The 13883-nt window shown below is 64.7% G+C and carries 14 protein-coding genes; 2 read left to right on the top strand and 12 right to left on the bottom strand.

Translation table 11 applies throughout. From position 1 onward, the window contains the following. Positions 1 to 97 precede the first annotated feature (97 nt). Positions 98 to 649, bottom strand: coding sequence for a sugar O-acetyltransferase (locus I6F35_RS24115; RefSeq protein WP_225120147.1), 552 nt, complete (start codon positions 647 to 649; stop codon positions 98 to 100). After that, the gene (locus I6F35_RS24110; RefSeq protein ID WP_225120146.1) at positions 646 to 1617 is read right to left on the bottom strand and encodes a bifunctional riboflavin kinase/FAD synthetase; all 972 of its coding nucleotides are present in this window, start codon (positions 1615 to 1617) and stop codon (positions 646 to 648) included. Before I6F35_RS24110 ends, I6F35_RS24115 begins: the two co-directional genes overlap by 4 nt. Positions 1618 to 1949: 332 nt before the next feature. Between I6F35_RS24110 and I6F35_RS24105 the strand changes: the two genes are divergently transcribed. After that, entirely contained in the window at positions 1950 to 2345 is a 396-nt protein-coding gene (locus tag I6F35_RS24105; RefSeq protein WP_016844467.1) for a response regulator, read from the top strand. Between the two features lie 157 nt (positions 2346 to 2502). Here the strand turns inward: I6F35_RS24105 and I6F35_RS24100 are convergent, their stop codons facing one another. The 10 genes from I6F35_RS24100 to uvrC form a co-directional block, all read right to left on the bottom strand. Next, positions 2503 to 3357, bottom strand: coding sequence for a TIGR01459 family HAD-type hydrolase (locus I6F35_RS24100; protein ID WP_225120145.1), 855 nt, complete (start codon positions 3355 to 3357; stop codon positions 2503 to 2505). Positions 3358 to 3372: 15 nt separating this feature from the next. Beyond that, positions 3373 to 4872 (bottom strand): EAL domain-containing protein, encoded by a 1500-nt coding sequence (locus I6F35_RS24095; protein WP_225120144.1) that lies wholly within the window; start codon positions 4870 to 4872, stop codon positions 3373 to 3375. 248 nt (positions 4873 to 5120) lie between these two features. Beyond that, positions 5121 to 6227: a YihY/virulence factor BrkB family protein gene (locus I6F35_RS24090; protein ID WP_225120143.1), complete on the bottom strand. Its 1107-nt coding sequence runs from the start codon at positions 6225 to 6227 to the stop codon at positions 5121 to 5123. 1 nt (position 6228) lies between these two features. Continuing rightward, complete coding sequence (locus I6F35_RS24085; RefSeq protein WP_225120142.1) at positions 6229 to 6825, bottom strand: phage holin family protein; 597 nt, start codon at positions 6823 to 6825, stop codon at positions 6229 to 6231. A 130-nt stretch (positions 6826 to 6955) separates the two neighbouring features. Continuing rightward, positions 6956 to 8302 (bottom strand): aspartate aminotransferase family protein, encoded by a 1347-nt coding sequence (locus tag I6F35_RS24080; RefSeq protein ID WP_225120141.1) that lies wholly within the window; start codon positions 8300 to 8302, stop codon positions 6956 to 6958. 140 nt (positions 8303 to 8442) lie between these two features. Continuing rightward, complete coding sequence (gene prmB / locus I6F35_RS24075; RefSeq protein WP_225120140.1) at positions 8443 to 9414, bottom strand: 50S ribosomal protein L3 N(5)-glutamine methyltransferase; 972 nt, start codon at positions 9412 to 9414, stop codon at positions 8443 to 8445. Further along, positions 9414 to 9881, bottom strand: coding sequence for a molybdenum cofactor biosynthesis protein MoaE (locus tag I6F35_RS24070; RefSeq protein WP_225120139.1), 468 nt, complete (start codon positions 9879 to 9881; stop codon positions 9414 to 9416). Before I6F35_RS24070 ends, prmB begins: the two co-directional genes overlap by 1 nt. Before the next feature lie 7 nt (positions 9882 to 9888). After that, positions 9889 to 10140 (bottom strand): molybdopterin converting factor subunit 1, encoded by a 252-nt coding sequence (moaD, locus tag I6F35_RS24065; protein WP_225120138.1) that lies wholly within the window; start codon positions 10138 to 10140, stop codon positions 9889 to 9891. Continuing rightward, entirely contained in the window at positions 10137 to 10751 is a 615-nt protein-coding gene (gene pgsA, locus I6F35_RS24060; RefSeq protein ID WP_225120137.1) for a CDP-diacylglycerol--glycerol-3-phosphate 3-phosphatidyltransferase, read from the bottom strand. The genes moaD and pgsA overlap by 4 nt, the downstream gene beginning before the upstream one ends. A gap of 90 nt (positions 10752 to 10841) precedes the next feature. Beyond that, positions 10842 to 12923, bottom strand: coding sequence for an excinuclease ABC subunit UvrC (gene uvrC / locus I6F35_RS24055; RefSeq protein WP_225120136.1), 2082 nt, complete (start codon positions 12921 to 12923; stop codon positions 10842 to 10844). Between the two features lie 225 nt (positions 12924 to 13148). Between uvrC and I6F35_RS24050 the strand changes: the two genes are divergently transcribed. Continuing rightward, the gene (locus tag I6F35_RS24050; RefSeq protein WP_225120135.1) at positions 13149 to 13769 is read left to right on the top strand and encodes an outer membrane protein; all 621 of its coding nucleotides are present in this window, start codon (positions 13149 to 13151) and stop codon (positions 13767 to 13769) included. Positions 13770 to 13883: the final 114 nt, after the last annotated feature.

Below are 13883 nucleotides of genomic sequence, written 5' to 3'. Positions count from 1 at the left end.
GGGCCGCTAATGCCGATGATGCGCCGTATCAACATGGGGCCTTCCATAGCAGCCGGAATGGGAAATCGCAAAGGCTGGCGCCAGCACGTCTGGTTCATCACGAACGGGCCCGGGCAGGGTTTCCAGTGACAATCTGGCCTGCGGCGACGTCGCGCGTGACCACGCTGCCGGCGCCGATCACGACATCATCGCCGATCGAGACGCCGGGCAGGATGATAGCACCGCCGCCGATCCAGACATCGCGGCCGATCCGCACCGGCCGGCCGAATTCGAGGCCGCTGCGCCGGGTCTCAGCATCGCGCGGATGGTCGGCGGCATAGATCTGCACGGCGGGCCCGATCTGGGTGCGATCGCCGATAACGACCTCGACGACGTCGAGAATGACGCAGTTGAAATTGAGGAAAACCTCCTCGCCCAAACGAATGTTGTAGCCATAATCGCAGAAGAACGGCGGACGGATCACGGCGCCTTTGCCGACGTGGCCGAAATGTTCCGACAGCAGCGCATGCCGTTGCGATACCGGCTCGGCCAGGGCCGCGTTGTAGCGCGCGAGCCAGGCCTTGTTGGCGGCGGCATCAGCCTGCAGTTCCGCATCACCGGGACGATACAATTCACCGGCCAGCATCTTCTCCTTTTCGGTCTTGCTCAATCGATCGCTCCGAGTTTCGGGAATGCATCCGCCGCCGCAGCGAGCTGCGCCTTGGCGCGCGCGCTGTCGTCGTCCATCTGGCGGATCAACGCTTCAATGTTGTCGAATTTCAGCTCATCGCGGATGAAGCCGATGAAAGCGACGTCGAGCAAATTGCCATAGAGATCGCCCTTGAAGTCGAACAGGAACACTTCGAGCAGTGGTGCGCCATTGTCGAAAGTCGGGCGGCGGCCAAAACTGGCGACACCATCGATACGCTCCGACCCACGACCGACCCGCACCGCATAGATGCCGTGCTTCAGGCCGCAATTCTTGTCGAGGCGGATATTGGCGGTGGGATAGCCGAGATCGCGGCCGCGCTTCTCGCCATGGATCACCTCGCCGGTGACGAACCAGGGGCCGCCCAGCATCGCGGTCGCGTCCGCGATCTGGCCTTCCGCGAGCGCCATCCGGATTGCGCTCGAGGAAACCGGCCTCTCGTCGATGTCGACATGGGCCTGGACGTCGACCTCGATGCCGAGCCGCGGCGCCTCGGCGACGAGCAGGCTCGGCGAGCCGACCCGGCCCTTGCCGAAATGGAAGTCGTAGCCGACCGCTATTCCGCTGATCCCAAGCCGCCCGATCAGGTCGTGGTGGATGAAATCCTGCGCGCTGGTGCCGGCGCGGTTCTTGTCGAAGGTCATCACCACGGCGCCGGCAAGCCCGGTGCCTGCGAGCAAGCGCAGCTTGTTGGTTTCGTCGGTCAGGCGGAATTGCGGGCTGCTCGGGCTGAAAAAGCTGCGCGGATGCGGCTCGAAGGTCAGCGCCAGCGCGGGCTTCCCATGCGCCTTGCCCATTTGCAGCGCGGCCTCGATCACGGCGCGGTGTCCGAGATGGACACCGTCAAAATTGCCCATCGCCACCACGGCGCCCCTTGGGATCGCGCTTGCGGGGGTATTGTCACGAATAACGGTAAAACCGGTCGTCATTTTCTCTTGCGTTCTTGAGGAATTCTTAAGCGTCGACTAGAGCATGATCCGGAAAAGTGGCAACCGGTTTTCCGAAAAGATCATGCTCAAACAAGGAGATGAGATCATGATCCGGTCCCTTCCGATCAGATCATGATCGAGCGGCCGGACGGTGGCTTGCCTGCGCCACAGAAGTCAAGCGCGCGAAATCGCATCAAAACGGACGCAATCCGCCCCAAGCCGGTTAACGCGCTGTTTAACGCCTGATGCTACAGCTTCGACCGAGTAATGCGGGTCGCGCAGGCCTGTTGGTTTTTTCGTGCAAGCGTCAGTCGCGCGTGGGGGAAGAGAAGATGGCGGTTGATTTGTCCATGCCGGTTCTGGTGGTCGATGACTACAGCACCATGATCCGCATCATCCGGAATCTTCTGAAGCAGCTCGGTTTCGAGAACATCGACGATGCGTCCGATGGCTCCGCGGCGCTGAACAAGATGCGCGGCAAGAAATACGGTCTCGTGATCTCCGATTGGAACATGGAGCCGATGACCGGCTACGACCTGCTCAAGGAAGTCCGCGCCGATCCCAACCTCGCCACCACGCCCTTCATCATGATCACGGCAGAATCCAAGACCGAGAACGTGATCGCCGCAAAGAAGGCCGGCGTGAACAATTACATCGTCAAGCCCTTCAACGCGGCGACGCTGAAGACGAAGATCGAGGCGGTCTTCCCCGACATGGCGACGGCGTAAATTTCTACCTCGCCCCGCCCTTGCGGGGAGAGGTCGGCGCGCAGCGCCGGATGAGGGGACTCACCGCGAACTCACATCCATCCAATTTGCGGAGGCAGCCCCTCACCCCACCCTCTCCGCGCAAGAGCGGGGCGAGGGAGCATAGGGAGCCTCGCGCCTACCAGCGCAACTCCCGTATCAGCGCCTTCGGCGGGTGTCCGAACAGCTCCGTCACCGAGGCCGGGTCGAGCTGGTCGACGCCTTCGAATTGCTCGGAATGGATGCCGCGGGTCACGAACAGGCAGTCGATGCCAAAGCCCTTGGCGCCCGCGATGTCGGTGCGCACGGAGTCGCCGATCGCCAGCACGCGATTGAACTCGACCGGATAGCCGCGCCGCTCGGCGGCGAGCTGCATCGCGCGCTCGTAGATCGGCTGGTGCGGCTTGCCGTAGAAGATCGCTTCGCCGCCGAGCTCGCGATAGAGCTCGGCGATTGCACCCGCGCAATAGATCAGCCGGTCGCCGCGCTCGACCACGATGTCGGGATTGGCGCAAATCAGTGAAAGCTTGCGCTCACGCGCCTTCAACAGCATCGCGCGGTAATCTTCCGGAGTCTCGGTCTCGTCGTCGAACAGGCCGGTGCAGATGATGTAGTCGGCCTGCTCGAGCGGCGTCAGCGGCGCATCAAGGCCGCGGTGGATCGAGGAGTCGCGCTCCGGACCGACCCAGTGGATTTTCTTGCCGGGATGCTCGGCGACGAAATGCCGGGTCAGGTCGCCGGACGAGACGATCGCATCATAAGTCTCGTCGGCCACGCCCAATTTGCGCAATTGACGCTGCACCGACTCGGCCGGCCGCGGCGCGTTGGTGATGAGGATGACGGTGCCGCCCTGCTGGCGGAACGTATGCAGCGCCTCGCAGGCCTCCGGAAACGACTCGAGCCCGTTGTGCACCACGCCCCAGACGTCGGAGAGTACCACGTCGACATCGCCAACGACGTCGCGCAGTCCCTCGACAAAGTGAAGTGACGTCATGGCAGCGCGAGCCGCCTAGCCCGGGCCTGCAACGCGGCGCGCCAGCGCGGCATTGCCGGTGGCCCGTGGCGGCGGATCGATGGCGGGGCTGTTCTGGGGGGCGGGAGTGCTGGCGCCATTGGCTTCCTGAGGCTTGGGCGGAGAGGCCCCGGCGGTAGCAGATGCGCCCTCGGGCCGCAACGGCCGCGGCGGTGCGAACAGGAACCCCTGGCCGAACCGTACATCGTAGTCGAGCAGGTCGACGACGGCGCGCTCGCCCTCGATCTTCTCGGCGATCAGATCGATGCCGTAGCGACCGAGCAGGTCGGACAGGTCCGAGGGGTGAATATCCGAGGTCGAGCTCTGCTTGGGATCGAGCAGCAATGCCGCCGGCACCTTGATGAAGCGCACGCCGCGATCGGCGAGCTCGCGCGGCTCGAACCGGAGATCGCTGACATGGTCGATCGAGAAGCGGTAGCCGCGCTGCGACAGCGCGGCGAGATGCTCGCTTTCAGTCGGGCCAAGGTTGCGGAAGGTCGACTGCTTGAATTCGAGCACGAAGGACGGCGCCAGCGCGCGATTGGCTTCGAGGAAATCGAGGCACTGGGTGAAATTGCCGGTGTTGCCGAGCGTCGCTGCGGAGACGTTGCAGAACACGCCGACATCCTTGCTGCGGACCATCAGCCGGCGCAGCACCTGCACACAGCGCAGCATCACCATGTGGTCGATGCGCCCGATCAGGCCGCCGGCTTCCGCGGCGCCAATGAAATCGTCGGCGGCGACGATCTGGTCGCGCTCGTCGCGCAGCCGCGTCACCGCCTCGTAGTAGCGCACCTTGCGCTGTGGCAGCGTCACCATCGGCTGCAGGTAGATGTCGAGCCGGTTGCCGTCGATCGCATTCCTGATCGCGGCGACGAGCTGAACCTGGTCACGTAAGACCGCCACGGCCTCGGCCGGGGCGGGCGGCGCTGCGGGTACCGATGCCAGGGCCGCCGGCGCGGCGAAAACCTGCGGGGCCGTTGTCGCAGCGGCGGCGCTCCACACCGCGCCAGCCGCCGGAGCCGAGACGGGGCGCTCCGGTTCCGGCTCGATGGCGAGTCTGCTCGAAGGCACGTTCGCAGCCGACGCCGCAGTAGCCAGCATGTCTTCATGGCTGGCGACCGAGGCTGCGAGCTGCTTGACCAGGTTGCCGAGCTCGTTGATCTCGCCAACCACGGCCTGGAGGCGGTCGGCGCTGGCGGAATTCGCGGACACCAGGCGGCCCTCGACGGCGGCCAGCCTGCGGCCGAATTCGCCGACCTGGCGGGCGAGATCGGCGGTGCCGCGGGAGAGGTCCGCGATCTGGCCGCCGACATCGGAGCGGTCGCGCAGGCGCATCGATACGGCGTTGTAGAGGATCAGGAAGGTCAGCGCGGTTAGCGCCACGATCGCCGATTCGGTCCCGCTGATGCCCGCCACCGAATAGAGCACAAGGCCGAGCGAGGCCGCGACCAGAACCATGCAGATGGCGATGAAGATCGTCGAAATGCGAATCATGTCGCGCGTTGCGCCCTCAAGTTTGGCTGCCGACCTGTCCCACCCGGGAAAACACGGGCCTTTCACGCGGTCTTGTCTGCGGTCCCCCAAAACGGGACCACTGTACCATCAAGTTTGATTCGGCAGGCTAGAGCATTTTCGGTTCTGATTGAATCAGAACCGAAGCTCCAGATCCTTGCTTTGACGCGTTTTCTTCACGCGAACCGGTGTCCACTTCGCTCGAAGCCGCTCCGACGTTCCTTGGAGACTTACGAAACCGCTGGCCCAAGCGTGTCGGCCGCCGTGGCGTCGCGGCCCCCAAGCGGCTTGGGCCGGCCGACTGTCGTATCCTTTAGGGTCTGGCGCTCGACTTCCGAATTCAACTCTGCGCCCAGAAGCACGACGATGGCGGACATCCACATCCACATCATGAAGCCGATCGCGGCGCCGAGCGAGCCATAGGTCGCGGTGTAGTTTGCGAAATTGGAAAGATACCAGGACAATGCTGCCGAACCCGTGATCCAGAGCAGCACGGCAACCAATGTGCCGACGCCAAGCCATTCCCATTGCGGCGAACGCCGGCTCGGACCGAATCGGTAGAGCACGGCGAGCGCGATCACGAGAAGGATGAGCATCAGTGGCCATCGTGCGAGGCTGACGATGAGCTGGCTGACCGGCTGCAGCCCGAGACGGTCAAGCGCCAGCGGCAGCACCACAACGGCGTTGACCATCAGGACCAAGGCGATGATCGCCGCAATGGTCAGCGTCAATGAAATCATGTTCAGCTTCAGGAAGCCGCGCTTCTCCTTCTCGCCATAAGCGACGTTGAGGGCATCGATAACGGCCTTCATCCCCGCATTGGCGCTCCAGATCGCGAGCACGAGCCCGAACAGGAATGTCACGCCCAACTCGCCACTGCCCTTGGCGAGCACGCGCCCGATCTGGTCCTGCACGATCTGGAACGACCCTTCGGGAAGCATCAGCGATAGGCTCTGGAGATTCTGCGTGATGGTCGAAGGATCGGCAAACAGCCCGTAAAACGAGACCAGCGCGGTAATGGCCGGAAAGATTGCGAGCAGACCGAAGAACACCACACCCGCGGCGGTCGCCAGTAGGCGGTCATCGTTGCTGCGCTGATAGGTGCGCCACAGGATGTCCTTCCAGCCGGCCCATGGAATTTGCAGCGGATTGTCCGCGTGACGGCCGCGTCCTGGCTCCGCCACGGCGCGCGCTGCTTGGCCGGAGGTGTCTGGCATGTCAGTTCGCGCAGGCGCTGGGGTCACTTCGCTCCTGAGATAGCGTTCGGCCGCGAGAACAAAGATGGTGGTCGCTGCGATCAGGAGCAGGCTGTCAGTATGTCCGGATCGCGAGGACATCTCAGGCCGCGGTCGCTCGTCGGGCCAGCTGTGCCTGCTCGCGCCGTCGCAGGGCGACCCAGCCCAACAACAGGGCGGCCGCAACGAGACCGGCCTGTACGTTGCGGTCGATGCCGCCGCCCTGCCGGTCGGGCGCACTTTGCGGCTCGTCATAGGCATGGGCCGCGGTAGCTGCCCGTTCGGATGGGGGCTGGTCGTCCAATCGCTGCATCTGGCGCTGCACCGAACTGCCGACCAGGGCGACGCGGAGCCTGCTCCCGAGCGATGGGAACTCGGGCGCTGGCCGCTTGAGGTTGACGATAGCAAGACCGGCGCACACCGCCGCAATCAGCAACAAGAGGCCGCCGACCACGCCGAAGGCCGGGAACAGCCCGTAGTGCATCTCGACCCAGCGAAACAACGCGGTGACGCCGACGAGGCACGCGGCGATCAGGAAAATTCCGCCGACGGCAAACAAGCCGGCCGCGACGGCATAGGAGGTCACTGCGCCGGTCGCCTGATCGGTTCGATCGCGCACATAGGACCGCGTGGCGCGCTTGAGCTGGTTGAGTTTCAGCCCGATACCAGCGCGCAGCAGATGGCTCGAGGGCGCAAGCATGTGCTGTTTCCTCCGCAAGACCGGACGTGATCGTCCGCGCGGAGGCAACTGGAATGGGTTTTGAATGTTCCGAACGGCGGCAGCCGCCTCCCCTGAACTTTCAGGGCAGGGCTTCGTGGCGCGTCGGGCCCTACGCCACGGCGCGGATGATCTTGCCGACCTTGTCGATGATCTCGCCGATCTGGTCCTCGCTGACGATCAAGGGCGGCGTCAGGCACAGCGAGTCGCCGGCGATGCGCAGCATCAGGTCGTTGTCGTGGAAGGCGCTGTTGAGTGCGGCGAAGCCGCGCTTGCCGGGGCCGTCCGCGTTCGGGGCGAGGTCGATGCCGGCGGTGAGTCCCACGGTACGGATGTCGACCACGTTCGGCTCATTCCGCAGCGACATCACGGCATCGGCGAATTTCGGCTCGAGCTTGTTGGCGCGTTCGAACAGCTTCTCCTCGCGATAGATGTCGAACGTCGCAAGGCCCGCGGCGCAGGCCAGCGGGTGCGCCGAATAGGTGTAGCCATGGGTCAGCTCGACCACATGCTCGGGTCCGTTCATGAAGGCGTCGTGGATGGCGCCGCGCACGATCACGCCGCCCATTGGCGCAGCGCCGTTGGTGATGCCCTTTGCGAAGGTGATCATATCGGGCGTCACGCCATAGCGCTCCGCGGCAAAGGCAAAGCCGAGCCGGCCATAGCCAGTGATGACCTCGTCGAAGATCAGGAGGATGCCATGCTTCTCGGTGATCTCGCGCAGCCGCTTCAGATAACCCTTCGGGGCCGGCAGCACGCCGGTCGAGCCCGCCATCGGCTCGACGATGACGGCGGCGATGGTGTTGGCGCCGTGCAGGTTGACGAGACGCTCGAGCTCGTCGGCGAAATGCGCGCCATAGTCCGGCTCGCCCTTGGTGAAGGCCTGCTTGTCGCGGTCATAGGTTGCCGGCAGATGATCGACGCCGGTGAGCAGCGAGCCGAACAGCTTGCGGTTGCCGACGATGCCGCCGACCGAGGTGCCGCCGAAGCCAACGCCGTGATAGCCGCGCTCGCGGCCGATCAGGCGGATGCGGCTGCCCTGGCCGCTGATCTGGTGATAGGCGAGCGCGATCTTCAGCGCGGTGTCGGCCGCTTCGGATCCCGAATTGCAGAAGAACACGTTGTCGAGTCCTTCCGGCGCCAGGTCGGCGATGCGGCTGGCGAGCTCGAAGGATTGCGGGATGCCGAACTGGAACGGCGGCGCGTAGTCCATCGCCTCGGCCTGCTTGGCGATCGCTTCGGCAATCTGAGTGCGGCCATGGCCGGCATTGCAGCACCACATGCCGGCGGCCGCGTCGATGATCTTGCGGCCGTCGACGGTGAAATAGTGCATGTCCTTGGAGCCGGCGAGCAGCCGCGGCTGCTTCTTGAAGGCACGGTTGGCGGTGAACGGCATCCAATGCGCAGCGAAGTCGTTGGGAACGTTGACGGCGGCGGGGCGGGGGCTCTTGTCCAGCATGGGGGCCTCGTTGGCGGCGGTGAAACTGATTTGCCCTCGAAAGTATCAGCTTCGCTGCGCCACGTGAACGGCGCGAGCTGCGATATTTCCGCCGCGTTGCGCTGCGTCACGTGCTCGAACGAAGCGGATACCGGTTTGCGTCAAACCGACGAGAGATCGGTTGCACCGATCCAGAACACTTCGGCCTCGGAATCCTCGGTATCGAGCCAGAGCAACGGCAGCTGTGGATAAGCGGCTTCCAGGAGTTCGCGGCCACGGCCGATCTCGCAGAGCAGGCCGCCTTCCGGGCTCAGGTGCTGCGGCGCTTCGGCGAGGATGCGCCTGACAATGTCGAGCCCGTCGGCGCCGCCATCGAAGGCGAGTTTCGGCTCGGCGCGGCATTCCCGCGGCAGCGAGGCCATGCCGAGCGCATCGACATAGGGCGGATTGGAGATGATGAGGTCGTAACGCCTGCCCGCGAGCGGTTCGAACAGGTCGCCCTGGTGCAGCGTCAGGCGATCTTCCAGACCATAATCCCTGACGTTGCGCGCGGCGACCGCCAGCGCATCCTTCGAGATATCGACCGCATCGATGTCGGCATTCGGGAAACTGCGGCTGGCGAGGATCGCAAGGCAGCCGGAGCCGGTGCAGAGGTCGAGCACGGTCACGACCGAGGCGGGGTCGTCGATCAGCGAGCCGCCTTCCTCCTCGTCGCCGCCGAAATGCGAATCCAGGAGTTCGCCGATGAAGGAGCGCGGCACGATGGTGCGCTCGTCGACATAGAAGGGCAGGCCGCGCATGTAGATCTTGTTGACGAGATAGGCGGCCGGCTTTCGCGTCGCGATGCGGCGCTCGATCACATCGAGGATCTTGCCGCCTTCGCGCGCGGTGACGCGTGCGTCGGCAAAGTAGTCGAACTGATCGGGATGCAGATGCAGGGTTTCGCAGACCAGGAACGCAGCCTCCGCCACCGGATCGGTGGTGCCGTGCGCGAACACGAGCTTTGCCTCGGTGAAGCGGCTCACCGCGTAACGGACGAAATCGAGCAGGGTCTTGAGTTCGCCTGCTGCGACTTTCGGGGATTTCTCTGGAGAGCGGCCGCGCTTGGCGGCCGGCGTGGTACGCTTGGCCATCAGGATTTGGTCCAGCGCGCGGCCGCCGCGTCATCGTGGTCGCGGGCTTCGATCCAGCTCGATCCCCGTGCGCTTTCCTCGCGCTTCCAGAACGGCGCGCTGGTCTTCAGGTAGTCCATCAGGAATTCGGCAGCCTGGAATGCGGCCTGCCGGTGCTGTGATGCCGTCACGACCAGCACGATGTTCTCGCCCGGCGCGATGCGGCCGACGCGGTGAATGGCGGTAAGACCCGACAGCGGCCAGCGCGACATCGCTTCTTCGGCGTGGCGCCTGATCTCGGCCTCCGCCATGCCGGGATAATGCTCCAGCGTGAGCGCCGCGATCGGCTCGCCGTTCTCGCTGCCGCGGCAGACACCGGTGAAGCTGACGACGGCGCCGATATCGGTGCGGTCCCTGCTCATCGCGGCAATCTCCTGCGCGATATCGAAATCGGCTTCCTGGATGCGGATGGTCGCAATCGCGGTCATGTCGTGCTCAGCCGCCCGTCATCGGCGGGAAGAATGCGATCTCGCGCGCGCCTGAGATCGCGGCGTCCTGCCTGACATGGGCATGGTCGATCGCAGCGCGGATCACTTTCGGCTTCTCGAAGGCATAGGCGGAGGCCTCGTCACGCCCGGCGAGCCACTCGATCAGGTCGCCGACGGTGCGGATCTCGGCCGGCGGCTCGATGGTCTCTTCGGCCTTGCCGATGCGTTCGCGGACCCAGGCGAAATATTTCACCCTCATCCTTCATCCTCCTTGATCAGATGATGGATGCCGGCGCGGAAATAATCATAGCCGGTATAGATCGTGACGATGGCGGAGATCCACAGCAATGTCAGTCCGGTCAAGGTGACCACCGGAACCACCTGATCGCCCGCCTCGCCGGCCAGCAGGAAGCCGATTGCGACGAGTTGCACTGTCGTCTTCCATTTGGCGAGCTTGGTCACGGGCACGCTGACGCGCAGGCCAGCGAGATATTCGCGCAGGCCCGACACCAGGATCTCCCGGCACAGGATGACGATCGCGGCCCACAGCGTCCAGCCGTGGATGATGCCGTCCGCGGCCAGCATCAGCAGGCAGGAGGCGACCAGCAGCTTGTCGGCGATCGGGTCCAGCATCCGGCCGAACGCCGATTGCTGGTTCCAGATCCGCGCGTAGTAGCCGTCGAGGTAATCGGTGATGCCGGCCGCGATGAAGATCGCGACCGCCACCCAGCGCAGCCACAGCGGGCCGTCCAGGATCGCCTGCACATAAATGCAGCCGACCACCACCGGGATGGCGGCGATGCGGGCGTAGGTCAGGATATTCGGAAGGGACAGGGTCTTGGGCTGCCCCCGTGTGGTCGCCATGTTCATCCGTCTTACCAATACCGCTGAAGCGTCGAGGTCAACCGTGGGGCCCATAAGATGGTCCGCCGCCGGCGACGCCTTGATGACTCCATCCCTCTAGCTCCCCGGCTGGGCGTGGAAAAACTCGAAGATCTTCCGCGCACTCTCGGCGCTGACGCCGGGAACCTTGCCGAGGTCGGCGATCGAGGCGCGCTCGATCTCCTTCAACGTTCCGAAATGATGCAGCAGCGCGCGCTTGCGCGAGGGCCCGATGCCGGGAATTTCCTGCAGGCCGGCCTCGCGGATGTCTTTCTTGCGCAGCTTGCGGTGCGAGCCGATCACGAAACGGTGCGCCTCGTCGCGCAGCCGCTGGATGAAATACAGCACGGGATCGCGCGGCTCGAGCTTGATCGCCTCGCGGCCGGGCATGAACAGCGTTTCGCGGCCGGCGTCGCGCTCCGGTCCCTTTGCCACCGCCATCAGGGAGACCTGGCTCAGCCCAAGCTGGTCGAAAATCTCCTTCACCGCGTTCAATTGCCCCCGGCCGCCGTCGATGATGACGAGGTCGGGCCATTGCGGGAAGGAATCGTCGTCGGCCTTGACCTTGGCCGCGTCGCCTTCGGCCGGCTTCAAGAGCCGCTTGAAGCGCCGTTCCAGCACCTCGCGCATCATGGCGTAGTCGTCGCCCGGGGTCAGTCCCTCGGACTTGATGTTGAACTTGCGGTACTGGTTCTTCATGAACCCGTCGGGGCCCGCCACGATCATGGCGCCGACCGCGTTGGTGCCCTGGATGTGGCTGTTGTCGTAGACCTCGATGCGCTTCGGCACCCGGGGCAGGCCGAGCGTCGTGGCCATGCCTTCGAGCAGCCGGCCCTGGGTTGCGGTGTCCGCGAGCTTGCGGCCGAGCGCCTCGCGCGCATTGGTCAGCGCATGCGTGACCAGCTCTTTCTTCTCGCCGCGCTTGGGCGCGGAAACCTCGACCCTGCGCCCGGCCTTCACCGACAGCGCGTCGGCGAGCAGCGCCAGGTCCTCGACCTCGTGCGAGAGCAGGATGAGTCTTGGTGGCGGCTTGTCATCGTAGAACTGTGTGAGGAAGGAGGAGAGCACCTCCTCTGATGTGAACGACTTTTCCGCGCGCGGGAAATAGGCACGGTTGCCCCAGTTCTGGCCGGTGCGGAAGAAGAACACCTCGACGCAGGAATAGCCGCCCTCCTGATGGATGGCGAACACGTCGGCTTCCTCCACCGTGCGCGGGTTGATGCCCTGCTGGGACTGGATCGCCGACAGCGCGGCGAGGCGGTCGCGGTAGAGCGCGGCGGTCTCGAATTCGAGCTCGCCGGAGGCCTTCTCCATCTCGGCGGCAAGCTCCTGCTTCACCGCATGGCTGCGGCCGGACAGAAATTCGGTCGCCTCGCGCACCAGTTCGCTGTAGCCGGGGAAATCGATCTCGCTGGTGCAGGGGCCGGAGCAGCGGCGGATCTGGTAGAGCAGGCAGGGGCGGGTGCGGCTTTCGAAGAAGCCGTCGGTGCAGGAGCGGATCAGGAACGCGCGTTGTAGCGCCGTGATGGTGCGGTTGACGGCGCCGGCGGAGGCGAACGGGCCGAAATAGCGGCCGGGGCGCGTCTGCGCACCGCGATGTTTGAGGATCTGCGGCGCCCAATGGTCGCCGGTGATCAGGATATAAGGAAACGATTTGTCGTCGCGCAGTTGCACGTTGAAGCGCGGCCGGAGCTGCTTGATGAGGTTGGCCTCGAGCAGCAGCGCCTCGGTCTCGGTCGTGGTCGAGACGATCTCGACATTCACCGTCGCCGCAATCATGCGCAGGATGCGCGCCGGCAGCGGCGCGTTGGGCCGGGCATAGGAAGAAAGTCGCTTGCGGACGTTCTTGGCCTTGCCGACATAGAGCACGTCGTGGGCCGCATTGAGCATGCGGTAGACCCCCGGGGAGGTCGGGGCGAGCCGCACCGCATTCTCGATCGCGGCATGGCCGACCGCGAGCGTGCCCTCGCCGACGGCCTCAGCCGGTTCCTCGGGAACCTCGGGCAGCCGGGCGTCCTCGTCGTCATCCGTGGCCGACGTCGCCGGATCGACGTCGCCGGTGACGAGCGCGAGGTCCTGCGGCGGCAAATCTGGGTTTCGGCCGTGGCGCGTTCCCTTGGGTGCGGGCGCCTTCGGATGGTCGGTAGAATCGTGATCCATGGGCCTAAACTAGGCGTTACCGGCGGCCATCGCCAGCATCGGGCGTCGGGGAAAGCCCCGCGCCGGTAACACTCCATTAAGACTGATGGGTGGGCAACAGCCTCTCTTAACAGGCCTTTAACTTAAAACTTTCGATAAATCTTCCCGAAAAGTAAGTGAATTCCGTAACCACGCCGGCCTTCGCAACCGGCGGGCTGCGGCTGTTGCGTGTGGAGTGCGGTTGCGATGAAGCGGTTTGTCGTCTTGCGCCTGCTGGCGCTGTTCGTCGCGGGGTGGACGACGTCGTCAGCGGCGGCCGATTTCAATTATCGCGCGCCCTATACCGTCAACCAGCCGCTCAATGCCCTGAGCTGGGCGGGGCCTTATCTCGGCGGCAATCTCGGCTATTCCTGGGGTGGCGTGGACAACAACCCGGCCAAGCCGTCGGGTTTCACGGGCGGCGCACAGATCGGCTACAACTGGACCAACGGCCCGTGGGTGTTCGGCGCCGAAGGCGACATCCAGGCGACCGGCGCGGAAGAGACCTTTGCGCCATGGAAATTCTCCAACCCGTGGTTCGGCACCATCCGCGGCCGCGGCGGCTACGCGTTCCAGAACGTGCTGTTCTACGCCACCGCCGGCCTCGCGTTCGGCGAATTGCGCGCCGAGACCTTCGGCCTGTCGGAATCCCACACCAATGTCGGCTGGACCGCCGGCCTCGGCGCGGAAATGGGCTTCGCGCCGAACTGGAGCGCCAAGCTCGAATATCTCTATGTCGATCTCGCCAACAGCAACTTCATCATCACCGGCGCATCGAACGGCTACCATTTCGGCGTCATCCGTGCCGGCGTGAACTATCACTTCTAACCATCTTCCAAGAACAAGAAAACGATCGACGACAACCTTCCGGCCGTCGCAGGCGGCCGGAATTTTTTTCGCCGAGCTGCTGCGCAACATCACGCGCATATCCGTGCGAGCGGG

Origin of the sequence: Bradyrhizobium sp. BRP22 (assembly GCF_020194175.1) — a bacterium.
GTDB lineage: Bacteria > Pseudomonadota > Alphaproteobacteria > Rhizobiales > Xanthobacteraceae > Bradyrhizobium.
The sequence above is the reverse complement of the archived record's forward strand: the minus strand, read 5'-3'. Positions and strand labels throughout refer to the sequence as shown.

Bases quoted from the DNA above. Each gene is read 5' to 3' on its own strand.
- I6F35_RS24110 (WP_225120146.1), bottom strand. From the start codon at position 1,617: ATGACGACCGGTTTTACCGTTATTCGTGACAATACCCCCGCAAGCGCG.
- I6F35_RS24105 (WP_016844467.1), top strand. From the start codon at position 1,950: ATGGCGGTTGATTTGTCCATGCCGGTTCTGGTGGTCGATGACTACAGC.
- I6F35_RS24100 (WP_225120145.1), bottom strand. From the start codon at position 3,357: ATGACGTCACTTCACTTTGTCGAGGGACTGCGCGACGTCGTTGGCGAT.
- I6F35_RS24095 (WP_225120144.1), bottom strand. From the start codon at position 4,872: ATGATTCGCATTTCGACGATCTTCATCGCCATCTGCATGGTTCTGGTC.
- I6F35_RS24090 (WP_225120143.1), bottom strand. From the start codon at position 6,227: ATGTCCTCGCGATCCGGACATACTGACAGCCTGCTCCTGATCGCAGCG.
- I6F35_RS24085 (WP_225120142.1), bottom strand. From the start codon at position 6,825: ATGCTTGCGCCCTCGAGCCATCTGCTGCGCGCTGGTATCGGGCTGAAA.
- I6F35_RS24080 (WP_225120141.1), bottom strand. From the start codon at position 8,302: ATGCTGGACAAGAGCCCCCGCCCCGCCGCCGTCAACGTTCCCAACGAC.
- prmB (WP_225120140.1), bottom strand. From the start codon at position 9,414: ATGGCCAAGCGTACCACGCCGGCCGCCAAGCGCGGCCGCTCTCCAGAG.
- I6F35_RS24070 (WP_225120139.1), bottom strand. From the start codon at position 9,881: ATGACCGCGATTGCGACCATCCGCATCCAGGAAGCCGATTTCGATATC.
- moaD (WP_225120138.1), bottom strand. From the start codon at position 10,140: ATGAGGGTGAAATATTTCGCCTGGGTCCGCGAACGCATCGGCAAGGCC.
- pgsA (WP_225120137.1), bottom strand. From the start codon at position 10,751: ATGAACATGGCGACCACACGGGGGCAGCCCAAGACCCTGTCCCTTCCG.
- uvrC (WP_225120136.1), bottom strand. From the start codon at position 12,923: ATGGATCACGATTCTACCGACCATCCGAAGGCGCCCGCACCCAAGGGA.
- I6F35_RS24050 (WP_225120135.1), top strand. From the start codon at position 13,149: ATGAAGCGGTTTGTCGTCTTGCGCCTGCTGGCGCTGTTCGTCGCGGGG.